This window comes from Arenibacter echinorum (genome assembly GCF_003259375.1).
Lineage (GTDB): Bacteria > Bacteroidota > Bacteroidia > Flavobacteriales > Flavobacteriaceae > Arenibacter > Arenibacter echinorum.
Window position 1 is genome coordinate 374,495 of the sequence record NZ_QLLN01000004.1, and the last position, 24,120, is coordinate 398,614.

Here is a 24,120-nt window from a genome sequence, read left to right on the forward strand (position 1 = left end):
TCCATACCTATGGGACAGAGCATATTTGTAGGTCTTGCGACAACCTCCCATAACGATGGGGTTCTAGCCGAGGCCGTTTACGAGAACGTACAGGTAATCGGCACGGTGCAAGAAAACGAGGCTCCTACGGCAGTGGCCACAGCTACTCCGTTGAGCGGAACCGCACCTTTACAAGTAAACTTTAACGGCAGTGGATCTAGCGACCCAGAAAACCCAAATGGACTTGTCTATGCTTGGGATTTCGGAAACGGCGATACCTCGTCTGCTACCAACCCGGTTTACACCTATACTACCGTTGGCAACTATACGGCCATACTTACGGTAACCGACCCGGAAGGTCTTCAGGACACCGATTCTGTTCCCATACAAGTGGATGAGGATGTGGTTGTTGACTGTACTCCGGTACCTTCTCCATGGACAAATTCCGATATCGGAAACGTTGCCGCAAATGGTGAGGCATGTTACGACAATGGCCGTTTCGAGATCAGCGCATCAGGAGCGGATATCTTCGGAAGTGCAGACGAGTTCCACTATGTATATCAGGAACTGCAGGGAGACGGTGAGATCATAGCCCAGCTAATGAGCCTGGAACAGACCAACGCATGGGCCAAGGCAGGGGTGATGATGAGAGGAGATCTTACTAGCAATTCAGCCATGGCCATGATGATCATGGCCCCCAACCCCAATAATACAGGGGTGCCAGCATATAGCTTCCAGTACAGGCCTACCAAAGGAGGGAACCTTGGCACTGGTAACTATACCGCCCCAGCACCGGCTCCCGGAGGGTTCCCACATTACCTAAGACTGGTACGTTCGGGCAATACCTTTACTGCCTACGTATCCGAGACCAATGGAAGTTGGGTTCAGGTAGGAAACACCTCCATACCTATGGGACAGAGCATATTTGTAGGTCTTGCGACAACCTCACATAACGATGGGGTTCTAGCCCAGGCCGTTTACGAGAACGTACAGGTCATTGGTGCCGGTGAAGAAAATAACAACTTTGCCCTAAGGATTAATGCAGGTGGTCCTGAATTGACCTTTGAAGGTAATGTATATGCCGCAGATCAGAATTTTGCCGGTGGCAAGGTGTACACAAATACAAGTGCACAGGTACCAAGCTTGTACCAGACCGAACGTAGTGCTTCCCCGCCAACCTTCAGTTATAATATTCCTTTGGAGGATGGTGATTACAATGTGACCCTTCATTTTGCTGAGATCTATTGGGGTGCTACGGGTGGCGGAGCAACAGGTACAGGAAAACGTGTTTTCGATGTAGTGATGGAAGGCACCACCGTACTGAACAATTTTGATATCAATGCAGAAGTTGGTCCACAAACAGCAGTAACCAAAACCTTTGCGATTACCGTAGCAGATGGTGTACTGAATATGAATTTCAATGCCAATGACGGCGTGGATCAACCAAAGATATCCGCTATAGAAATTTTAGCGGCTCCTGCATCAGCCCCATTAGGTCCTGTGACCGTGGAAGATTCAGAAGTAGGTATTCCAACAACACAGGCAACAGGCGCATCTAATAAATTTAGTATTACGCCCAACCCTACATCAGTGGAGACATCCCTAAGTTTTGAATTGCCGACCACCATAGAAATCATACATATCTATGATTTGTCGGGAAGGATCGTACAAACAATCAATGGAGGTATTATCGACGATAATGGCAGACCCTTGAATGTACAGGAACTGCCGGTTGGTGTCTATATTGTGAAAGCTAAGGACGAAGATGGCACGGAATACCAACAGAAATTGCTAATTACCGGCAATTAAGTTTACATCTTGATCATTCTAAAAAGGGCCGGCTGCAAAAAATGCAGCCGGCCCTTTTATTATAAACCAAAGGATGACTTTATTCCTTCCGAAGGAATGCCAATAATTACTTGGGTCAAATTTATCTAAATACAAAAAGCCTCGAGGGATTATCTTAGCATGAATTTATATTTGCACGGTGAATTCCACTAAAGTTCCTTACAAATACTATCGGCTTGCATGGTATCTGCAAACCGACATTGACTTTCCGTTATTTTTATAACTTTGGAGGGATGAATAATATAACCCAAATTCCGGCAAGTTTTATAGAGCAAAACACTAATTTTCTTAGCCTTATCAATGCATTAAGGGCTGCATTTTCCAATCAGGAAACCTTGGTTCCTATGAGACATCATCACGATTTCCCCAATCCCGAAGTACATGAGGATTCCACCTTGTTATTGATGCCTGCTTGGAAGCCCGGAAAACAGGCTGGCGTAAAAATTGCCACTGTGAGTCCCAAAAACGGTCAATTTAACCTACCGGCCATTCAGGGTACGTATATTTATTTGGATGCCCTAAAGGGCAGCATCCTTGCACTTTTGGAGGCCAAGAGTTTAACCGTAAAAAGAACTGCCGCTGCATCTGCTTTGGCATCACAATATTTATCGAGGGATAATTCCAGCTCCCTATTAATGATCGGCACTGGAGCCCTTGCTCCCAATTTAATAATGGCCCATGCCAGTGTACGTCCAATTGAAACAGTCTATGTTTGGGGCAGGGATTATTCCAAGGCGGTTAAACTTTGCGAAGAACTAAAGAATGCACCCTTCCAGTTACAACCCATACAGGCAATTGAAGATACAATTTCTAAAGTCGATATTATATCTTCGGCCACCTTGTCCAAAACGCCCCTTGTTTTGGGAAAATATCTACAGCCTGGTCAACATGTTGATCTGGTAGGAGCTTACAAGGTGGATATGCGGGAGGCTGATGATGAAACAGTTAAAAGACCGGAAGTGTATGTTGACACCTATCAAGGCGGATTAAAAGAAAGTGGGGATATCGTTATTCCTTTAAAAAATGGAGTTTTGAAGGAGACGGATATTAAGGCCGATTTGTTTGAACTAGCTTCCCAAAAGAAAACTGGAAGGAAGAACGACGAGGACATTTCAATGTTTAAGTCGGTCGGACATGCCTTGGAAGATCTGGCCGCCGCCACCTATTATTACAATATGTACCAAAATAAATGATAATCGTATAGGCAAGAAAGTACAGCCCAAATCAAGCAAAATTAAAATATGTACCACGTTGTTTAACAACCAAAAAAAACGCGAAAAATACATTCGTAAATTAGGAACATCCAAAAAATGAGTAAAACTTTTTATTCGGCATTAAATAAGTCAAACGTCGTGCTTTTACTTTTAGCAATGACCGTCTCGGGGACACTGAAGGCCCAAAAATTACCTCTCCCTCCACGTGCAAATGATGCTATTTCCGGTAGCACTTTTAAAAATCAGATCGAAACCCTAAATTTGGAAGACAGGGAAAAGCACATTTACCAACAAATTTTGAGCGGAAATGTGCCTAACTTTTTACGCGAGCTGACTCCCATTTCATTTTCAAAAACCATCAAGGATTCCACATATGTTGTAACCTATTTTGTACTTCCAGATTATTTGGCTGTTGGCTCAGATGCCGATTATTTCCTTATGCCAATGACCCCTATTCTGGCCCAAAAAATAGCCGAGGCTATCGGTTTCACCCTCCCAACCAAGCAAATAGTAGATCAAATTTGGACCAACGCCCAAGTAAAACTGGCTCCCTCTCCCATTCCTCCCACTGCCCAAATGACAACCATTCCGGTTATGTGGGAACACAATAATAGACTAAAAGGGCAAAGAAAAGTAACACTTAAACAGGCACCATTGAATGTTTTGGTGGCCGGACAAAAAAAGGATGTTATAATCTCGAACAAAATCTATGAAAAATCGTCCAAGCCAGTTGTAATTTACGGCTGGCATTACCAAAATGGAACCCCCATCCAACCCGTCTACTCCGGTCATAGTGATACTTACGCAGATTATAGTCACGGTATAAGATTAGTACAGGACAGTGTCTTGATCAATAACAAAGTCCATCTTATTACAAAGGTCCTTCAAGATATTCAGAAATCTTCCTTATTTAGTGATGAAGGGGTTATTGGGAAGCCATTTTATCCTTTAGACAAAGCACAGTAGCGACTTTCCCGAGTTTTTTTGATTGGATCAACTAGAATCTTTGCATAAACACACCAATTGGCCCGGATCCAAGATAATTTCGAACATATAAAATTCAATCCAAGGTGCTTTTAGGCTCTAATTCCTTATTGAGATATGTTATTTATACGTTTTTAAGGCATTGGCACTATATACTTTATCAACTACAGAAACAGGCAACCCTAAACCTTTGAACTTTCCATTTACCTTCCGAACCGTCATCCATTCATTTTCTGTAAAATATTTCATGTGGTTTTGATATCTCTCATTCATGTACTGGATCAGAACATCATCTGAGAGACTATTATCTACCACAATATCAGATCCATAAATAATACGGTCCTGATAAGTGATAAAAAAATCATATATCTTTTTCCAATGATCAATTGTCTGGTACTGCAAATGACATATCCTTTCGGCAAGGTCTACCATAGCATTAGGAAATTGATCTAAGAAAGCTCCTACTTCGTTGGTGTCCCATTCCTGACTTGCCAAATGCAACCCAACAAATCGTAAATTTGGATGTCTTTTTAGTAGATTATTCCTGGCCCTAAGTTGTGCTTCATAATTAGGTATTTCAGGATGATGAAACATATGATATTCGGGATGAGCCATAAAATAAGCCTTGTCCGACTCCACTGTCATATCCTTCGTTGGCAACCAACAATTTTTAGGCTCTCCATTGTGCCCTAAAAGAAGTATATTGTTATCTTCTAAAAATTGAAAGATCGGCTCAAAGGATGGATGGTCGATCATTACATAATTACCTTTATCATCTTTTAAGGACATTCCTATATTCTTCCAAACCTTGACTCCAACTGCCCCCAAATTCATGGATCTGTCTATGTTATCAAGGCTTTTTGAAAGCCAATCGGAACCTCCCCAATCTTTACATGAAAAAGTAGTAGCAAAATCAATTTGGCCCGGATAAATCTTCTTTATTTTTAATATGGTGGTAAGCTGATCTTTTACGGAAGGAAAAAACGGCATATCCGTAACAATGGATAGAAAGCGCATCTCATTCTCGATTCCATAATTGAGAAACGATTCATTTAAAGAATTGAAATGTACATGTGCATCAAATCTCATTTTAATAAAAAACATTGGGATAAAATACTACGGCTAAATCGGAATGGTAGTCCAATAAACATTTATTTGAAAAATCTATCAATTCAATATACAAATATTTCATCACATTGTAATGGCGCGTCTTAAATTGAGTATAATGATGGCTCAATCTCAAAAGTTGTGTGTGAATTGAAAAAGGAATCCCAACTTTAAATGAACACGCGCGGTATTGGAATTATCTATACAAATTTAAAGAATATATAACCTACCCCGTTATTATAAACAGTTTAAAAAGCAATTGTTTTTTTGCCGTGAACTCCTCCCGTAAAGTGGCACCTTCCATGACCGGAAACAATGGGCTATTTTCATTTACCTCAGCTATTGATTATGGACATACCCCTTGATCGTACTGTGCGCTAATGTTCGAATTAAAACAGGTGCAATTCCGTTTCCAGGTATTAAATTTTTTGTATTTTTAGAAAGAAAGAATGCATCTATAATTAGGCAATCGTTCTGAAAAAAGCCGCTGATACTTTCCAAATTAGGATTGTTAGACAGTTTAGATTTATTTGATCAAGTTCCTCCTTGATAATAACATTTTTCTTTTAATTCTAATTAGATGACACCATCATCCCAAGCCCATTTCAAAAAAGTATTTTTCTTGCTCGCCCTCTTATTGGTAATAAGTTCAATGTGTTTTGGACAGATTAAAATCATTTATGAAACGGATATGGAAACTGACTGTGATGATGCAGGGGCTCTTGCCATGTTACATGCGCTTCAAGACAATGGTGAGGTAGATTTACTCGCCGTGATGCACAACACCTCCGACGATTTTAGTGTGGGCTATATCGATGCGGTAAACACATATTATGGTCACCCTGATTTGCCAATTGGATCATATAAAAAAGATGATACTTATTCTAGGGATATTGCTATCCTATTAAAATGTTGCACGGATTATACACAGCAAATTGTCAAGGATATTCGCTTCGTACATGATGTTGACACAAGAAAGGATGTACCTGATGCTGTGGACCTGTACAAAGAAATATTACAACAACAACCCGACAGCTCGGTAGTTATCGTTTCCGTTGGTTATCTTCTAAATCTAAAAAATCTCATCAAAGATGATTGGGGGTTGCAATTGGTTAGAAAAAAAGTAAAGGAATTAATAATTATTGGTAGGACTTGGTTTCCCAAAGACACCATGTTACCGCTTAGCATGAACTTAGGCGGTCAGCAGATTAACCATACTGCCGGCATGGCTTCTATGGAAGTTTTTGAACATTGGCCTACGCCGATCCATGTCGCCGGTAATTTTATCACTAAACCCTATCATAGGGGAAAGGAATTGATAAATACGCCTGAAAATAACCCTGTTAGGGAGGCGTATAGAATTTATCGGGAAAGATATGGAGATTGGGACCATCATCTAGCCGATTTGGAAACGGTGTACTATGCCATTTACAGGGATCAAAAAGCAGAATATTTTTCTTTGGGAACAGCAGGCACTCCAAAAATAGGGTTGCATAGTGAGCCGAACGGAATCCGGTATTTTTACAATCTATGGGATACCTCCGAAGATTCCCACCATGTATATTGGTTGACCAAAGAAGATAAATTCTCCGAAATTTCGGAGCGAATTGGTGAGTTGATGGTTCAAACTCCAAAACAATAAGAACCGCACAGTGAACGACCTATTTCTGAAAGTATATACCTATCTCGGTTTAGTAATAGTTCAATGCATCTAAATCCCTATTAGACACTGAACTATTGGGGAAATTAATTCAATTATAAATCACTCTGCAGAAAACGAAAAAAGCCCTCAACTTGCGTTGAAGGCTTTAAGCGGTCCGGACGGGACTCGAACCCGCGACCCCCTGCGTGACAGACGATTAAAATCCATTTTCATGTAGCGCTATTTATCGTCATATAGTCTGATTATCAACACTTTATGATTTTTTATTTTGCAGCAAACTTCTTTAATTATAACTTTAAGTGTCCATTTGTTGTACCTATGTTGTACCCATTATTGAACTATTATGTCAAGTATCAAAACAGTTTTAAGAAAAAAAGCATTTTCTGATGGCACTTATCCAGTTTGTTTGAGGGTGACCAAAAATAGAAAAACCAAATACTTTAATACCATATTTAGGACCGCTGAAAATGAGTGGAATTTTTCTTCCGGTTGTTTTAATAGAAAGAGTTCAAATTACATACAAAATAATAGGTTGTTGCTAAAATTTAAAGACCGTGCCTTAAAAATATACTCCGATCTTCAAATGGAAAAAGAGTATTTTAATCTTGACGATTTTAGTAAACGTTTCCGAGTAGACAACAATCCGACAAATGATTATGTATTTCCTTTCTGGGAAGAGATAATCTCAGAAATGAAACTAGGAGGTAGAATGGGAAATGCTACCATGTATGAAGAAACAATGAAGTCTATAAAACAGTTTTGCAAATTTAGAAAAATAAGATTTCAGGATATTACAAATACCTTCTTAAATAAATATGAGGCATGGCTCCGCTCTAGGGGTGGAACGGATGGTGGAATCAGTATTAAGCAGCGAACATTAAGAGCATTGTACAATAAAGCCATTGAGCGGAACATCATAAGAGACATCAACCATCCATTCAAGACGTATAAGATTTCAAAATTAAAAGGTCAGGGCATCAAAAAGGCATTGGATTTTGATCAGGTAACCAAAATCATCAACTTTGATATATCCGAATATCCACAATTAACGGATGCCAGAAATTATTTTGTGTTCAGCTTTTATACCAGGGGAATGAATTATACGGATATGATGGTTCTCAAATGGCAAGATGTTGATGCCTCCACCATTTCCTATATTCGAAATAAAACTAAGGGCAGGTTTGTAATTACTATTCTTCCGCCAGTGCGAGAAATCCTCAATTATTACAAGCAACATTCTTTACCTACTAAATACGTGTTTCCCATACTATTAAAGGATGGTCTAACTCCGGCCCAAATTGATAATCGCAAAAAGAAGACCCTGGCCAAATATAATAGGGACTTAAAAGAAATAGCCCGCCTCTGTGACATAAACAAATCTTTGTCAAGTTATGTAGCACGACATAGTTTTGCCAATTGCTTAAAACAAAAGGGAGTAGCTACAGATGTTATTGGTGAATCATTGGGGCATAAAGACTTAACTACTACTCAAGTCTATTTAAAGGAATTGGGGAGTACCGTACTTGACGATGCAGCGGCTTTGCTGCTTTGACCGATTTTGATTATGTAGCTAGCAAAGTGAATTCAAAGACATGTATTAAAGTTGAAACGAATTGTCCCAAATCTTACCCTTAAACTTTGCGCATGGATCCTGTCCGATTTTTGTAGTGTTCGGGAAGATAATCGTAAAGCAAAAATCGGACAGGGCGCACTTGCTTAAGTAAATTTGGAACGGCATTTTTTTGATCCATGGCAATAACCGAGCGTTGGCAAGGATAAAGGCATGGGGCGTTTTTTCTAGGCCCCATGCTTTTATGAGCGGTTCCGAGGAGGTTGTAAAATCCAGAGGTTTTTCAACTTCCACAAGGATTGGATTTGTTTTACGGAATCATCCAATAGGGCAATTCTATTGCAATTCTTTTTCTATTTTTATTTTAAGCTTTTCGAACTCTTCAGGGCTCATGTCCAATTGTAACCTGGGCTTCCCAAATCTGCTCTTCACCAATTGTACCTTGTTCAAAAGGGCAATAAATTCTGCCCTGTTCTGCCTTAGGTCGCGTTTTAGATTGGTATATTCTCTTTCCATAACAAGCGCCTCCTCCACCTTTTTAAAAAACCTGTCCCTTTCTGGATCGTCTTCCCGACCCTCCAATAACAAGGGAGCTTGCCCCCGTTTCTTTCTTGGCGAGTGTTCAAATAAAAGTTCTATCATCGCCTTTGTCGGAAGTACTCCATTCTTTTCCATATTCTTCATCATGGCCGCCATCGCATCGAACCTTTTCTTTATCAGGTTAGTTATGGTCCTCCCGTTGGGACCAAGTGATTCCTTTGGGGAAATCTCGTTATAGATAAAGAAATCCAGCATTGTCTGCAAGGCCTCCGTATGGGTCTTGAAAGTCCTCCGCGAAAACGTCTGGAACTGCTTCGCTATATCTTTCTTAAAACGAATACCTATAAATGGTTTCATAATTTTCTGTTTTGTCGCAAATTCTCCCCTTAAAATGGGCGTTTACATGCCGTTTGTCGCAAATTTTTCCAGATTTAGAAGTAAAACAATTTTCAATTCATTGAAAATCAACAACTTAAAAATCGTAACGTGGCCTTGGCCCGTTACCCTCTTGCTATTCCTTTGCTCCGTTTTACTTCGCCGCGGAAGACCTTCCTTTAAACTTCTAAAAAGCTTCTCACTAGTTATGATTTTTTTAATGTCCTTTCCAAACGGTACATCCACTCCAATAGGTGCTCTTTTTTCTTTCACCAGCTATTTTCTTCGGCTCGGGCCATCCAACTTTAGCCGGTTGAACATCCTTACGGACCTATCCGATATCTGTGTTCCATAGCGATTCCCAATCTGGGAAAGGCTCAAATTGGTGGTGATATGTGTTTTTGTCCAAAGGGTTTCAAAGTTCCGCTAGCATTTGATCCGGATCTGAAGTGAGCAACCCTTTTTTAAGCGATATGATCCATACATTTTTAAATTCGGGATCTTGGTTCCGATACCTGTAAAAATGCCCTAAGAAACTCTTATTCGTTGCGTTCACTTCGAAATCAAGATCGGCATAGGCAACCTATTCTTTGCCTACTTAAAAAATCTATTTTTAAAAGCTCTGGAGCGCGTAGCGGTTTTGGCCCTGTTTGCTTTTCAATACATTGATCTGACCATCCCTTTTCCATATCACCCCTTCCAATATTGAATTCAATTTTCTTTCTCTCTGTTTAGAGCTAAATTGTTTTTTTATCTTTTTTTATTACTTGTTTATTATGTTGGACACTTATGTCCATGCCGCCCGGTCAAAAGTGTCCAGACTGCCATGAAAGTATTGTCTGGTCAGGGTCGCCAGTGTCATATTCAAAATACAACATACTTCTCAGGTAGCGCTTTCTTCCATTAAAGGAGGTTTCCTCTATCCAGCCCAAGGACTTTAGTTGGGAAATGTACCTGCTTACCTGTCGTTCGGAAATATTTAGAAAGGAAGCAATGTACTTGTTGGACATGTAACACTCCATACCGTTTTCGGTAAAACTGTGTATCTCCATGAACAAGATCTTGGCATACCAGTTCACCTCCGTGTTCAGATAGATCGATCTGGGTATCCAGATCCCCTGAAAATTTCTCTCAGTAGGTTTCATGACAGAGCAGTTATCTCTTGTTCTTGACTAGTGAATCATTGAAACGGTGTTCCAAGGTCTCGTCCGATAGATCGGGTTCCCCCAACAACCAGGCATCAATGGTATCTTTGTCAAAGAATTTCTGGCGGATATGGGGATTGTTCCCCATGGGAATCAACTTTAGCTGGGTCAGCTTGTAGATCTTGCTTTTGGAGAGTCCGGTGTATGCGGCCAGATCTTCCACGTTCATTGTTTTCTTGGTGTGGGACAACAGACCCTTGATGTCGGATAGCAGCCCCACTACGTTTTCGTTTTCTTCCATGATATTTGCTTTAAGATTTTCCTCAAATTAGTAGTGCGTTTATCACTAAAAGAAATCGAAGGAAATTTTAACGTTTGTAAGTGGTGTTTTTTGAAGAATTGTTGGAAGTTCGAACGATTTACTAAAAATAATTGAATAAGTGGTTTTAAGCCAATATTACAAAGTCTTATAAAACGTTGATTTTATGAAACTACCCCTTTCAATAGATTAATCAATCTAACTTCTTAAAGTCCAAACAGATGATTTTTGTCATTTGAATGCCATCACATATTCTCGATATTTGATACTAGTTTAAAACATTTTATACTAGTTTAAAACCTGAAGATGTCTAGTAGTTTTATTTTTAAATCCGCCATACAACTTGCCGAGCTTATTCGTAACGGAAAAGCTACTTCCACAGAGGTAGTACAAGAACACATCGCGCATATCAAAAAGCATAATCCCTCATTAAATGCTGTTATTCTGTTATTGGAAGAAGAAGCATTAAGAGAAGCACTGACTTGTGACGAGGAAGCAAAAAAAGGGCAATTTAGAGGCCCTCTGCATGGGGTACCCATGACCATCAAAGAACAATTTTGGCTAAAAGGTTACAAATCAACATTGAATAGTAATCGCTTAAAGGACTGGATAGCCCCGGAAGATGCTTTGGTTGTTACCCGCTTAAAGGAAGCAGGTGCAATAATATTGGGGAAAACCAATATTTCCAAGGAGATGTTGGACTACCAAGTTGATGGGGACATCTATCCCACATGTGTTAACCCGTACAATGAAGCCTATTCTCCCGGTGGAAGTTCAGGGGGTTCCGCGGTCGCTTTGGCCACAGGAATGGTTCCTATTGAATTGGGCGGTGATCTGGGAGGTTCAGTTCGTATACCTCCAAACTTTTGTGGTGTTTACGGTTTGAAGACCACTGAAAATACGATACCCACCCATGGGCTGATTCCGAAACCTGAAGCAGTCAAAGGTTTTCTGAACGATATGGCAGTGGTGGGGCCTATGGCGAGAACACCCCAAGACCTGGAGTTGTCATGGAACATTCTGAAGGGTGCAGATAAAACGGATAGAAGAATTCCTTCGATCCATTGGAAGATACACAATCAAAGGAGAATAAGTGATTACAAAGTGGCATGGGTCAATGGATGGAAAGATTATGACACCAGTAAGCAGACCAAACAAGTAATCGAGAAATTTATAAGGTTGATCAGGGACCAAGGCGGAAGTACTCGGCAATTAATCCCTAAGGAAAATCTTCATCGCCGAACACTTGAGTTGCATCAAAGGTTGTCATTCATGACCATTATGCAAGATCTTCCCTGGTTTGTGAAACCTTTAATGATAAAAGAATTGAAGAACGGATATTTAAAAGGCATGGAAAATATCCCTTGGAAATTCAAAGATACATTTTCCGATTATTCACAGCTCATAGGGCTAAGGATGCAAATTATCAACGAATGGGAAACCTATTTCGAAGAATTCGATTTTTTGGTATGCCCGTCCGGCTTTGGTCCTGCATATAAGCGATGTAAAATTGGAACACCAATTATTTATGAGGGAAAAACTATGAAATACATTGATTATGTATATCCGTACAATGCTTGTTTCAATGCAAGCGGTCATCCGGCTATAAGTATCCCATTGGGTCTTGGTAAAGAAGGATTGCCTGTTGGAGTTCAAGTGGTTGGCCCCTATTGGAGTGAAACTAATCTGCTATATTTTGCAAAATTGGTATCCAGACATACCGAAGGTTTTATAAAACACCACAGTTATTAAATACATTTTATTGACCCAACTTGTACTGTTTTAAGAGCTAGGTTTGTAACCAAACCGATACTACGGTGACTTCTATCGAATGGGCTACAAAAGGCTGATATCATCCCCTAATATCCAAAGCGTCCTGCATGTAACGCAGAAATTCCTGTTCGTATCGCAATAAGTAGTAATCCAATCCATAAAACGACCGGTTGATAGGACGGATTTGGAAATTGGAAGTGTCTTAAGAATATATCCTTTCCGGGAACTTTCTAAAAATTAAGATGTAATGGTTGAACGATGGCAAGTAGGGTTCCTCAAAAAAAGTTCATTAGACTGATATTCATCATTTTATAATTGATTTTTCGAAGTTATTTTAAACCTTAAAACTAACATATCACGGGAAAGTTCGTGCCATTCTTTTGTGTTTTCTTACAGGACATTATCTAGATTGCAACCGGATACCTACCTGCCCGTCTAATTAGCAATTAAACTGAACTAGTATGAAATACAATACTATTATCATCGGAGGTGGCTTATCAGGATTAACTGCCGGAGCTACCCTTTCAAAATTCGGAAAAAAAGTTCTGTTACTAGAGCAACACCACAAGCCTGGTGGCTGTGCCACTACCTTCAAGCGAGGCGATTTCATCGTTGAAGTCGGTCTGCATGAAATGAGCGGCGTACTGGAGAATGGTACGATTCCACAAATATTCGAAATGCTTGATATCGATCAAGAGGTCGACCTACTGAAAGTACCCGAATTCTATGCTGCCTATTCAGATCGTGGAAAATTCGTGTTCCCGCACGGCTATGATGCAGCGACCAAGGCGCTGATCGACAAATACCCCGAGGATGCAAAAGGCATCAAGCGCTTTTTGAAAGTGCTTGCAGGAATTCGAAAGGAAGGGACCAATCAACCGCGTTCTAAATTGGTAAAGAAGCTCATCTATCCATTGATGCCCTTGCTGTATCCGAATCTTGTCGAAGCCGATCGACATACCGTAGGATCTTGGTTGGATAAGTACATCACGAATGAAAATGCAAAGATCGATCTGGTAGCACACCTTGTGTATTGGGGCGACGATCCCTATACATTATCGATGTTCTACTATGGGCTACCCTTTTCTGGATTCATCGAGAATGGAGGTCATTTCATAAAAGGAGGGTCTCAACAGCTTTCCGACCATCTCGCAGCATACATTGAAAAGAAGGGTGGCACTGTTCTATTGGGAAAAAAGGCAGAGAAAATCGTCACTGAGAACGGCCGAGTGACGGGAGTCACCTTCCGGGATAGTTTCAATGAAAACCTGGATCCCGTCACTATTTCTTGTGATAATGCAATCGCCAACTGCGCCATTCCCGTAGTACCAGCTTTGCTGGATGAGCCCTTTGCCAGCTCCTTGAAAAAAAGCATCGGTGACAAAATCAATTCTTGCTCGCTGTTGTGTATATACCTCGGTTTCAGTCAGGATTTGGAGGAATTCGGGGTAAAACATTATTCAAATGTCATCGAGGGTGAAGACGTTAAATCATTAAAGGACGTGAAGCCCAACCACCAGGGCGATTGGTCGAAGCGCAGATTCATTTTCGTTGACTATGGCAAGGTAGATTCCCAACTGGCACCACCTGATAAATCAGAGGGAGTTATCTGTACGGTCGACTATATCGAGGATTGGAAAGATTTGAACGAAGATGACTACAAGGCGAAGAAGGAAGAAGTGGCCCAGATACTATTACAGCGATTGGAGAAGCAGTTTCCTGGAATTCGGGACAGCATTGAATACTACGAGGTTTCTACCTCTAAAACGATCCAGCGATATACCTCGAATCCCGGTGGATCGGTGTACGGTTATGCACAAACCAAGAAGCAAACAGGAGACAAGCGATTCAGAAACAATTTCTTGATTCCCAACTTGTATTTCGCATCTGCTTGGGCATTCCCTGGTGGCGGATTTGAAGGTTCCATCATGGCCGGCTTTTTGGCCGCTTTGCAAATGAACAAAGACAAAATATGGTCAGAACGTGATGATTCGAAGTATGTTGACCAGCGGATTGTTCCACTCTTGGGGCGTAAAAAAATCGATGCCAAAACGCTCGCATTGAGTTTTGAAAAACCAGAAGGATTCCAATATCAAAAAGGACAGTATGCCATTCTTAATCTCATGAATCCGAAAGTGACCGAATTGGATTTGCCCTATCGTTGGCTTCCTGTTGTTTCTTCTACGGAGGAAGAGAGCATACGGTTTCATATTGAACTTGATGCCAGCAGCTTTTCTAAAAGTTGTGAGCTATTGGAGATGGGTGATAAGGCTATTGTATTTGGAACCATGGGATAGTACAATTATGATTTTTAGGTCAAAAAAAGAGATATCATGCAATCTAATAAACTAATTGCTAGAATTGTCGGAATATTATTTATAGCAGCTACGGCTACTTCATCACTGAGCATTTGGATTACCGAACCCATTCTTGAAGCAACGAATGTACTTGAGGCATTTTCAGATAAATCAAATCAAATTTCAGGAGCAGCCATTCTCATGTTTATAGATGCTATTTCAGTGGTATTTATCGCGATACTCTTATTTCCTATTCTTAAAATGAAAAGTGAAAGGTTGGCGCTAGGATATGTTGGAATGCGAATTATGGAAGGTCTCCTATTCGCAGCTTATGTCGCTTTATTGCTAGCTGTTTTGTATATAAGCAAAGACTACTCAGCCAGTAATGTTCAAAAGGCAAGTAACTTCAACCAAATAGGTGAATCGTTTTTGATCTTAGCAGAATGGACATTCGACATCGGACTAGGCATCGTTTTTACTATTTCTGCCATGATATTGAATTATATGTTATATCGATTTTCACTCGTACCCAGATGGTTGTCAGCTTGGGGGTTTCTTGGTGCTCTTGTATCAATGATTATAGTACTCTTGAAATTTTATGATATTCAAGTAACTGAAGCCCTTGATTCTATAATAGGAATACAGGAAATGGTATTTGCAGTATGGTTGATTGTTAAAGGATTCAAAGAATCTGCAATGGTTTCGGAGCCTACCCTAACAGATAATTAATTCTGAAAAATGAAAAATGTAACCTCAAATATATTACATCATAGATCTGCAAGAATTGCGGGTTTTATGTTCCTATTTATTTTAACTACTATTTTGCTAAACTCATTTGTATTCTCAAAACTTATTGTCACAGAAAATGCCTTGGCAACTGCTGATACTATATTAACCAACACTTGGTTATTCCGTTTGGGAATTATAAACGAACTCATACTGTCGGTCTGTGCGATACTATTGGCACTTGCTTTATATATAACGCTTAAACAAGTAAATCGGCATCTAGCGTTATTGGCACTTTATTTAAAGTTGGTAGAAGGGATTCTATCGGCAGTAATTGCACTACTTAATTTTATTGGCTTACAGGTTTTACTTGGAAAGGACCAAATAACTACAATATCAGAACAATCTCGGGCATTGGTCGGATTATTTCTCAATATGCATGATACGCTTTATGCTATTCCGATGGTATTTCTAGGTTTGAACTTGGTACTGTTTTCTTATTTGTTTTTGAAATCGAGATATGTCCCAAAGAGTTTGGCTGTTTTTGGAATGGTTTCGTATGCATTGGTACTCGGATTCGCTTTAGTGAGTATTTTATTCCCTAAACTCTCCGCTTTGGCCTTAACAGTTCCGAGCATTCTTTTTGAACTAATAATTGGTGTTTGGCTGCTGACAAAAGGAATAAAGGAACCTGATATCATTTCAGAAGCTAATCAGACAAAGCATTAATAAAAAAACACGGTAAACAATTAAATATAACTATGGAAGCGCTTGAAGAATTTCTCGTTCCCTATGTAATTTCACAAATTGTAAGTATTGTGATACTCATTGTGGCATTAAAAAATACAAGAACCGCAAGAGGTATACTTTCAGTATTGTTTTTATGGGCTTCGGCAACCAATATGTATTATGGTTTATCAAAACCAGAAATTTATCTGGAATATGGGGATATGGCCTTACCATTTTACCGGGATTTTATTGAAGGTTGGTTTAGTCATAATAAACATATTCTAATCCCATTAATTGCTTTTGGGCAATTCTTTATTGGAATAGGGATGCTTCTGAAAGGTTGGTTCGTGAAATTGGCTTGCTTTGGAGCAATCATTTTTTTTATTGCCATATCACCACTTATGGTAGGATCCGCGTTTCCATTCTCAATTACAGTTTCCATCGCAGTCTATATAGTTTTAAAAAAAGATGGTCTTAATTATTTATGGCGCAAAAAAAGTACTACTAAAGTTAATTGATACCCATGAAAATAAAACATTTATAAGATGAAAAAATGTTTCAATTGCGATAAAAATGGTAAAAACATGTATGGCTATTCCATATGTGATTCATGCAGGTCCAAATTACGATTATTTACAAAGGACACCATAAAAAAATATTCTGAAAATCCTGAAAATTTCCCCAAGGAAATTCAAAGAAGATTAGATTTTTTAGATAAAAATTATATCAAAAAAAGAATTAAACTTCTTCATATTCAAGAATAAATGAAAACATTTTAAAGATTGTGAAACTTGAAGAAAAGAACAGTACTCTTCAAAACTATTTTAAATAAAAAGAGCTCAAATACCAATAAGTATGAATAATTATAGCAGATAAATTGAACAAAAAAAATAACGTATAACAATTTAAGGGATGAAAACTATAAAAATTATTCTAGTAGTATTAGCAATCCTAGTAATTGCTCTGGCTGGGTTTTATGCATATTATGGCGGATTTAAGAAGATTAACATTTCAGTTTCTAAAACCGGCGGAGACATCTTGATTTATGAAGAAATACAAGGAGATTATAAGCAAAGTGGTGTAATTATGGATAAGATTTATTATGCGCTGTTGAATGAAGACAACATTGAAACTTTTAAAGGTTTTGGTCTTTATTTTGATAATCCTCAGAAAGTTGAAAAGAGCAAGTTACGCTCTGAAGCAGGTTGTATACTTGAAAAAAAGGACATTGATAAGCTTCCAATTCTTGAAAACAAATATACTGTTCGAACATTTCCCGAAAAGGAATACCTAATAACAGAATTTCCATACAAGGGGAAAATGTCAATATTTTTAGGCATTATGAAAGTTTACCCTGCACTGAATAAATTCTCAAAGCTAAATGGATACAAAGAAGATAGTCCTGTAATGGAATTATATGATGTTCCAAATAACAAAATTTTATATCGAAAAGAAATGATTAAGGAATGAGGAAACAAGAACATCAAACAAAACCGTACTAAAGAAAAGACCACATGGGATACTATATTGATTTAAAAAGCATAAGTATTGATGCTTATAAAGACATTCTAAAAAATAAAACACTTATCCCCAGTTGGAAAGTTTTAGAAAATGATATTGATGAAAATCTGAGCATTCTAAAAACACACAACATTAATAATCTTGATGAATTATTAATAACACTAAAGGAAAAAACTAAAATTCAGGAATTTTCAAGACAAAGTGGTTTGCCAGAGAATTATTTAGCGGTTCTTAAAAGAGTTGTAAAAGGGTATCGACCAAAACCCAATAGAATAAAGGATTTCGCATGTATTGGTAAAGATATCGTTCTTAAACTTGAAAAAATAGGAATCAAAAACACATTAAAATTATATGATGAAATTCTGACTAATGAAAAAAGGAATCAACTTTCACGAAAATCAGGAATTAATGATAACGAAATAATGAAACTTACTAAACTAACGGACCTTTCTAGGATAAGATGGGTAAATCACACATTCGCTTATGTATTATTAAAAGCGGGGTATGATACTGTTGAAAAAGTTGCAAATGCGGATTACAAGGAGATGTATGATACAATAAAGAAACTTAATGAAGAAAGAAAAATATATAAAGCTCATATCGGAGCAAATGATATGAAAATGGTTATTGAATCTGCTCAAAATTTGGAACTTGAAATCGAATATTGAAGTTTTTACAGAAAACACAAAGACACAACAATGTAAATAGGAAACAGCATTAACATGAAAAAATATAATATCCCGGATACGATGACAGTGGTTGTTTTGAATTCTTATTCTGGTGCTGATGCCTTGAGTATCGAGCAACGACCGGTACCAACTCCAGGAAGGAACGAAGTTTTGGTCAAAGTTGCCTTCGCTCCGATAAATCCTTCAGATTTGGCAACTTTGACGGGTTATTATGGCTTTAAGGACCCCACGCCTATTGTTCCTGGTGGAGAAGGTTCTGGAGAAGTTGTTTCTTCCGGATCCGGATTTATGGCAAGGTATTTCCTCGGTAAAAGAGTTGCCTGTACGGGTTGGGGAACAGGCGGAGGCGTATGGTCGGAGTATGTGGTTAAAAGTGTTAAAGGAGGTGTATTGTCGTTGAATAAATCATTGAGTTTAGAGCAAGGATCAATGTCCTTTATTAACCCACTTACGGCCAGTGCATTTATAGACATTTCAAAGAAAGGTGGACATAAAGCAATTTTATTGACAGCCGCGGCAAGCTCATTGGGCCAAAAGGTGAACCGTCTGGGGCGAAGGGAAGGAATTCAAATCGTAAATGTTGTTCGCAGGGATGCACAAGTAGAACTTCTCAAAGCTCAAGGTGCTGACATTGTGCTGAATAGCAATGATGAAAGATTTGAACAACAACTGCATGAGGTATGTCATCAAACGAAGACACATCTAGCATTTGATGCGGTTGCAGGTCCATTAACGAATCAGCTATTAAAAGCTATGCCCCCAAACAGCAAGGTTACCGTTTTTAGCGCGCTGTCTCGTCAATCTGTTCAAGCGAGTCCTGACCTTTTAATATTTGAGAATAAGAGGATTGACAATTTCTGGCTTGGCCCTTGGATGAGCCAACAAAATTTATTAAAAACGATGCTGATGTGGAAACGTACACAAAAACAAATTCCAAACCATCTAAAAAGTGACATCAGAAAGATCTATCCGCTTCAAGAAGTGAAAGAAGCTATACACGATTATAGGAGCCAAATGACTGGAGGAAAAATTTTGTTAAGAATGTCTTGATGAAAATAGATGAGAAAATGGGAGTTAAGTCAACTAGAGTAAAAAATGAAATCTATCTTTTCTAAACATCCAGTACTTATTTACTTTGCGCTAGTATTTATCATTTCTTGGTCAATGGTTGTTCTATTGTTCGGGACTAAAGGTATTCCAGCTACAGGAGAACTTCAAGAATCAATTGGTATGACCATTTTATTGGGACCTAGCATTTCAGGCATTCTTCTAACATTGATCTATGATAAACGGAAAGGATTACAAATTATGTTCTCCAAACTGCTTAAATGGAAGATTGGATTAAAATGGTACTTCATTGCATTATTAACAGCACCGCTCACAACATTATTAGGAATTCTGCTTTTTTCATTTTTTTCAGAAAATTATAGTCCAAATTTCGTTACATCTGACGACTTATTCAGTCTGATTTCCTTAGGAATCATTGGAGGTGTATTTGTTGCAATTTTCGAAGAGTTAGGATGGACTGGATTTGCCATACCAAAATTAAAGAGTCGTTTTGGTGTTTTTAATACTGGAATGATTGTAGGGATTCTTTGGGGAGCATGGCACTTTATTCTCTTTTGGGAAAAGGACAGTTTTTCAAAAACGCTGCCTTTTTTATTATTGATTCTTCGTCTCTTTATATGGTTGCCCGCATATAGAATTATCATGGTTTGGCTTTATGATAACACCAGTAGCCTTCTAATTATAGTTTTAATGCATACAAGTCTAGTCGCAAGTTTAGTAATTATTGACCCTACGCTATCAAACACTGAACTTATGATTTATATTCTGATTAGGGCAATTATTCTGTGGGCTATTGTAGGATCTATTTTCCTTTGGAAACCAATTAAAAATAAAAAAACAATGAGTGAAATGGGCTAGCAAAATTTTGAAAAATCAATAACTAAAGCAAAACATTATGAAAGGTGCAATTTTCTTCTCAGGTAAGTACGGCAGTACGGAACAATACGCCAATTGGATCGGCAAGGCTACAGGATTGCCGGTATTCGACATTAAAGATGCCCATGCCGCCGATTTATCAGAATACGATTTTTTAGTATTGGGTAGTTCAATTGTCTATTTTAAGCTTACTATCCGAAAATGGGCAAGTGCAAATTTATCTAAACTTAATGGCAGATCAAAAATCTTATTCTCGGTCTCCGGTGCAGGACCCAGCGACAAACTCGAAAGATGGGTTGCCGCTTCCTTTCCTAGTCAATTATTGACACAAATGGAACATGTGGCACTTCGTGGCAAGTTAGACCATTCAAAACTCAGTTGGTGGCTTCGAAAAATCTTGTGGATGGGTTCGCTCTTTAACCCCGACCCTCAAGCCAGAAAGGAAGAACGTGGTGGATTTGACTATATGGACAAATCTAGTATTGAACCAATTCTAAAAATTATTGAGCAATTTCAATACAGTGGGCATAACACATGAATTTTAGCTAAAAAAGTACATCTAGTCTGATGCTGCCCCAGATTATATGCCAAAAAAGGTAATATACCAAACGAAGTGTCAACATCAATATAAAACCATACTGCTTAAAAGCTACTAACTGGACCCAATTGAATAGATACAAGTTCATCCAAACAACCATGGCTGCCCACAGGGGATAGTCATCCATAAACACTTGATAAGAAGGTTCGAGGAGCGCCACAATGCCCAGTACGATCCAAACTGGTTTTAGAAGTCCTATGGCCGGTAAGAACCTGTTAAGAACAATCATCAACACGGCCAAGGGCACTACATGAAATAACATTTCGACCAAAAAGGCGATGGCAGGATAGAACAAGAGAGATTCAGGAAGTAGGATGTTCATCCCTTGTGGAAATACAATGGCCAAGTCTACAAAAATTGCAATGGTTACGAATAGAAGCACAGTCAGGGAAAATTTTATGAAAATCTGAGGCTTTACTTTCCGGTGGATGTCAAACCATTTGTTGTAGAACAAGAAAGTCAAGGCCAAGCTTCCGGAAACTGCAGTGACCCCAAAAAGTGTCAATGGATTAAAATTTTTGAAAAACCTGGAAAATATATCATCGTTGAGATGGTACAAAGTGACCGTAATGATTGTAGATACAAACAAAAGAGTAAGAAGGATCACAAATTGTTTGCTTTGGGAAGCAAAGAGGGTCTTAAAATCTTTCATTTATTGACTTCCTTTGCGAGTTTTTAAATGACGTCTGGCTATCCAGACCACGATAACCCCGATTACTCCCAATATTGACATAATCGCTGCAAAATATATCCAAGTTCGGTCAGAATATTGCAACGGCCTGTATTCAGGTCGATAATCAAAGTCAATCCAAGGTCCAACTCGTCCCAATATAAAAATCAGTACCCGTATTGCGTGTAGTATAATCGCTGTAGCCGCGAGGCGCAATGTTATTTTAAGCCACTTTCTTTTATTGGATATCCACCATAGTATGGAGGAGAACAACCAGCCCAAATCAAAAAGAAACTCCATGAAGAGCAAAGCTGCCACCCAGCCTACCATGGATATCATTGAATTTTGCGATAACATAATGATAGTTCGGACAAGTAGGATGCTAGCTCCGGCGACGAAGAAAAAGGCGTCTAACCTATGCTTGAATGAAAAATTATCTTTCATGTTGCCAACTCTCCAAACAGCACCATATAATTTTGTCCCCTTTCCTTGGCACATTTTGGGCAATAAGCATAGTGTACATAGAAGTCTTTGACCTCTTTGCCCTCTTCGGCCAAATCTGCTTCCAATTGTTTCATGAACTTAGGTGTGTCCTTAAAGGGGCCATCAAATACGCGACTCTTGAATGTTCCTGAAAGGGTTATGTTTTGGGCATCGGGGACTATATCGGAGACTGATAGGTACATCTCAGTTTTGAAAGCTGTTGGATCCCTGAACAGCAGTAGTATTTCCTCCTTATTTTCAGCGAGTTTATTGGCAACTTCTGCTAAATTCATCATTTTGGTTACCCTTTTGCCTATCATGGGTGGCAAAGGAATATGAAACAGTGTGGGCACCGATGCTTTTATAAATTTTTTTCGATTCCAATTTAAGGTTTTGTTCTCCCACTTTTCAGGATAGAATGTGGGACAACATTCCTCTGTTACTTTTTTTGCATTTTGTATTTGTCTCATAGCAATAACTTTTTTGAATTTCTAAATCTTACTATTTATTTGTTCTTTCAAGATATTCCGAAAACGGGTGGCGCTGAGATAATGGTCTTCCAACAATTTACCATTGTGTAACAGACTGAACACGCCAAAACCAGAAGGTGCCATTTTTGCTTCTTTTACGGTATTTATTTTTGAAACTTTCAAATCAACATTATAATCCATCGCAACATTTAGTATAGCAGCAACAGACTTCTCGTTCCAAGGACACTGGTCAGCATAAAGTAGATGCCAGCCTTTGTAGTTTTTTTGTTGGTCCGTCCAATTGTAAAATTTAGGATAACCAGCATTGCTGTTCCATGTTTTCGATAAAAGTTCGAACCTGTCTTTAGTTTCAATTTGTTCAAACCCATTTTTCTCAAAAATGTTTTTATTGGCAAGCCAACCACCTTTACTTGTTATAACACATACACCATCCATACATTTGGCTTTTCCTTCTTTTTCCGCTTCTTCAATAAGTATAGAGCCATACCCTTTACTCCGATCATTTTTAGAGTAGATATAGGTACAATGAATAAACATATAATTATCGGCATCTATTGGTCGCCAAGCATTTTTGGCCGGAACATATTCAATAAAGCCGATCATCTTGTCTTCTTCGCTTTTCAAGATTTTGATTCTTAACCCTTCTTTATGACGTTTTATAAACCAGTTTAATTTATCCTTAAATCCTTGTCTTTTGGTATCCTTTATACAAAAGAAAGTTTCCTTGATTGCATTCTCCGGCGTAACCTCGACTATTTTCATTGTTTTTCTTTAACAGTTGTTATAATTTTCGCTGTATGAGCAATAGGTATATCCCAAGCTTCTTTAATCATACCGTCGATAATACACCACACAACAACTGCATCAATCTCGATTGGTTTACTTTCTAATGACAAAGAATCTATAACATGTGTAATAATTAGTTCATCTCCTATAGGCATTATGGATATGGGATTTACTTTAAAAGAACCCTTGGTGAGATCTTTTATTTTTTGGAAGAAATCCGTTAAACCAGAGAGTCCGAAATAGTCTCCTTCTAACTCGGATAGCTTAGGATTAATATAGTGCCAAACGAAATCTTCGGCTAACACCTCAGCCAAAGAATTAGGGTCTTCAGGGTTGAACCTCTTTAAAATACTGATATTCAAATGTTGTTTATTCACGATGTCAACTTATAACTAGCTGTTTTTTTAGACTAAATTACCTTCATTCTCCTTTAGGCAAAAAGAGACTATTGAGCAAAGTCACCTAAATTAAATTGCTATAGTTTTAACTTTACACTTTTAAGCTTCTAACACTAAATATACTGACCATCAATTACTTAAGAAATGACATAAATCACTAAAGATTTCTTATTTCGGTTACTTGCCAATCGCATTCACTGTTTTCACCTATTGAACATGCGAAATTATTAATGCACGTATAAAGAAAGTGTTTATCAGATTTATGTTCTGA

General features: G+C 38.5%; 26 protein-coding genes. 16 read left to right on the forward strand and 10 right to left on the reverse strand.

Going from position 1 to position 24,120, the window contains the following annotated elements; all coding sequences use genetic code 11:
• The 3 genes from LV92_RS11970 to LV92_RS11980 all read left to right on the forward strand — a co-directional run.
• Positions 1–1,788, forward strand: a 1,788-nt coding sequence (locus LV92_RS11970; RefSeq protein WP_170126315.1) for a malectin domain-containing carbohydrate-binding protein, incomplete at its 5' end; no start/stop codon positions are given.
• A 272-nt stretch (positions 1,789–2,060) separates the two neighbouring features.
• Positions 2,061–3,020 carry an ornithine cyclodeaminase family protein gene (locus LV92_RS11975; protein ID WP_111623882.1) on the forward strand — a complete coding sequence of 320 codons (960 nt, stop codon included), beginning with the start codon at positions 2,061–2,063 and terminating at the stop codon, positions 3,018–3,020.
• Positions 3,021–3,137: 117 nt separating this feature from the next.
• Positions 3,138–4,007 (forward strand): hypothetical protein, encoded by an 870-nt coding sequence (locus LV92_RS11980; RefSeq protein ID WP_211322968.1) that lies wholly within the window; start codon positions 3,138–3,140, stop codon positions 4,005–4,007.
• Between the two features lie 138 nt (positions 4,008–4,145).
• Here LV92_RS11980 and LV92_RS11985 read toward each other — a convergent pair whose 3' ends face one another.
• Positions 4,146–5,129, reverse strand: a complete 984-nt coding sequence (locus tag LV92_RS11985; protein ID WP_111623884.1) for an amidohydrolase family protein — start codon at positions 5,127–5,129, stop codon at positions 4,146–4,148.
• Between the two features lie 583 nt (positions 5,130–5,712).
• On the opposite strand from LV92_RS11985, the gene LV92_RS11990 reads away from it, so the two are divergent.
• Both LV92_RS11990 and LV92_RS11995 read left to right on the forward strand, forming a co-directional pair.
• Positions 5,713–6,774 carry a nucleoside hydrolase gene (locus tag LV92_RS11990; protein WP_111623885.1) on the forward strand — a complete coding sequence of 354 codons (1,062 nt, stop codon included), beginning with the start codon at positions 5,713–5,715 and terminating at the stop codon, positions 6,772–6,774.
• A 364-nt stretch (positions 6,775–7,138) separates the two neighbouring features.
• A complete protein-coding gene (locus tag LV92_RS11995) occupies positions 7,139–8,347 on the forward strand; it encodes a site-specific integrase (RefSeq protein WP_111623886.1) in 1,209 nt (402 codons plus the stop codon).
• Between the two features lie 354 nt (positions 8,348–8,701).
• On the opposite strand, the gene LV92_RS21995 is transcribed toward LV92_RS11995, so the two are convergent.
• From LV92_RS21995 to LV92_RS12020, 4 genes are all read right to left on the reverse strand, one after another.
• Positions 8,702–9,262, reverse strand: a complete 561-nt coding sequence (locus tag LV92_RS21995) for a BfmA/BtgA family mobilization protein (RefSeq protein WP_245946368.1) — start codon at positions 9,260–9,262, stop codon at positions 8,702–8,704.
• A 42-nt stretch (positions 9,263–9,304) separates the two neighbouring features.
• Positions 9,305–9,553, reverse strand: coding sequence for a hypothetical protein (locus tag LV92_RS12010; RefSeq protein ID WP_111623888.1), 249 nt, complete (start codon positions 9,551–9,553; stop codon positions 9,305–9,307).
• A gap of 533 nt (positions 9,554–10,086) precedes the next feature.
• A complete protein-coding gene (locus tag LV92_RS12015; RefSeq protein ID WP_111623889.1) occupies positions 10,087–10,425 on the reverse strand; it encodes a helix-turn-helix domain-containing protein in 339 nt (112 codons plus the stop codon).
• 10 nt (positions 10,426–10,435) lie between these two features.
• Positions 10,436–10,726 carry a helix-turn-helix transcriptional regulator gene (locus LV92_RS12020; RefSeq protein WP_111623890.1) on the reverse strand — a complete coding sequence of 97 codons (291 nt, stop codon included), beginning with the start codon at positions 10,724–10,726 and terminating at the stop codon, positions 10,436–10,438.
• Positions 10,727–11,050: 324 nt separating this feature from the next.
• On the opposite strand from LV92_RS12020, the gene LV92_RS12025 reads away from it, so the two are divergent.
• The 11 genes from LV92_RS12025 to LV92_RS12075 all read left to right on the forward strand — a co-directional run bounded on the left by LV92_RS12025 (position 11,051) and on the right by LV92_RS12075 (position 20,961).
• Positions 11,051–12,496, forward strand: coding sequence for an amidase (locus LV92_RS12025; RefSeq protein ID WP_111623891.1), 1,446 nt, complete (start codon positions 11,051–11,053; stop codon positions 12,494–12,496).
• Positions 12,497–12,978: 482 nt separating this feature from the next.
• Entirely contained in the window at positions 12,979–14,814 is a 1,836-nt protein-coding gene (locus LV92_RS12030; protein WP_111623892.1) for a phytoene desaturase family protein, read from the forward strand.
• A gap of 36 nt (positions 14,815–14,850) precedes the next feature.
• Positions 14,851–15,543, forward strand: coding sequence for a DUF4386 domain-containing protein (locus tag LV92_RS12035; RefSeq protein WP_111623893.1), 693 nt, complete (start codon positions 14,851–14,853; stop codon positions 15,541–15,543).
• 9 nt (positions 15,544–15,552) lie between these two features.
• Positions 15,553–16,269 (forward strand): DUF4386 domain-containing protein, encoded by a 717-nt coding sequence (locus LV92_RS12040; RefSeq protein WP_111623894.1) that lies wholly within the window; start codon positions 15,553–15,555, stop codon positions 16,267–16,269.
• Between the two features lie 32 nt (positions 16,270–16,301).
• Positions 16,302–16,787, forward strand: coding sequence for a hypothetical protein (locus tag LV92_RS12045; RefSeq protein WP_111623895.1), 486 nt, complete (start codon positions 16,302–16,304; stop codon positions 16,785–16,787).
• A 27-nt stretch (positions 16,788–16,814) separates the two neighbouring features.
• Positions 16,815–17,033 carry a hypothetical protein gene (locus tag LV92_RS12050; RefSeq protein ID WP_111623896.1) on the forward strand — a complete coding sequence of 73 codons (219 nt, stop codon included), beginning with the start codon at positions 16,815–16,817 and terminating at the stop codon, positions 17,031–17,033.
• A gap of 148 nt (positions 17,034–17,181) precedes the next feature.
• Entirely contained in the window at positions 17,182–17,739 is a 558-nt protein-coding gene (locus LV92_RS12055; protein WP_111623897.1) for a hypothetical protein, read from the forward strand.
• A gap of 44 nt (positions 17,740–17,783) precedes the next feature.
• Positions 17,784–18,458, forward strand: a complete 675-nt coding sequence (locus tag LV92_RS12060; protein ID WP_111623898.1) for a DUF4332 domain-containing protein — start codon at positions 17,784–17,786, stop codon at positions 18,456–18,458.
• A gap of 54 nt (positions 18,459–18,512) precedes the next feature.
• A complete protein-coding gene (locus LV92_RS12065) occupies positions 18,513–19,529 on the forward strand; it encodes an alcohol dehydrogenase catalytic domain-containing protein (RefSeq protein WP_111623899.1) in 1,017 nt (338 codons plus the stop codon).
• Positions 19,530–19,574: 45 nt separating this feature from the next.
• The gene (locus LV92_RS12070) at positions 19,575–20,405 is read left to right on the forward strand and encodes a CPBP family intramembrane glutamic endopeptidase (RefSeq protein ID WP_111623900.1); all 831 of its coding nucleotides are present in this window, start codon (positions 19,575–19,577) and stop codon (positions 20,403–20,405) included.
• 37 nt (positions 20,406–20,442) lie between these two features.
• On the forward strand, positions 20,443–20,961 hold the full coding sequence (locus tag LV92_RS12075) for a flavodoxin domain-containing protein (RefSeq protein WP_111623901.1): 519 nt from the start codon (positions 20,443–20,445) through the stop codon (positions 20,959–20,961).
• Between the two features lie 7 nt (positions 20,962–20,968).
• Here the strand turns inward: LV92_RS12075 and LV92_RS12080 are convergent, their stop codons facing one another.
• The 5 genes from LV92_RS12080 to LV92_RS12100 form a co-directional block, all read right to left on the reverse strand.
• On the reverse strand, positions 20,969–21,673 hold the full coding sequence (locus LV92_RS12080) for a hypothetical protein (RefSeq protein ID WP_111623902.1): 705 nt from the start codon (positions 21,671–21,673) through the stop codon (positions 20,969–20,971).
• On the reverse strand, positions 21,674–22,030 hold the full coding sequence (locus LV92_RS12085; RefSeq protein ID WP_146613541.1) for a hypothetical protein: 357 nt from the start codon (positions 22,028–22,030) through the stop codon (positions 21,674–21,676). It abuts the gene before it with no gap.
• Positions 22,031–22,131: 101 nt separating this feature from the next.
• Positions 22,132–22,644, reverse strand: coding sequence for a hydrolase (locus LV92_RS12090; RefSeq protein ID WP_111623904.1), 513 nt, complete (start codon positions 22,642–22,644; stop codon positions 22,132–22,134).
• Between the two features lie 21 nt (positions 22,645–22,665).
• Positions 22,666–23,427, reverse strand: coding sequence for a GNAT family N-acetyltransferase (locus tag LV92_RS12095; RefSeq protein ID WP_111623905.1), 762 nt, complete (start codon positions 23,425–23,427; stop codon positions 22,666–22,668).
• The gene (locus LV92_RS12100; RefSeq protein WP_245946369.1) at positions 23,424–23,828 is read right to left on the reverse strand and encodes a nuclear transport factor 2 family protein; all 405 of its coding nucleotides are present in this window, start codon (positions 23,826–23,828) and stop codon (positions 23,424–23,426) included. The genes LV92_RS12095 and LV92_RS12100 overlap by 4 nt, the downstream gene beginning before the upstream one ends.
• Positions 23,829–24,120 lie beyond the last annotated feature (292 nt).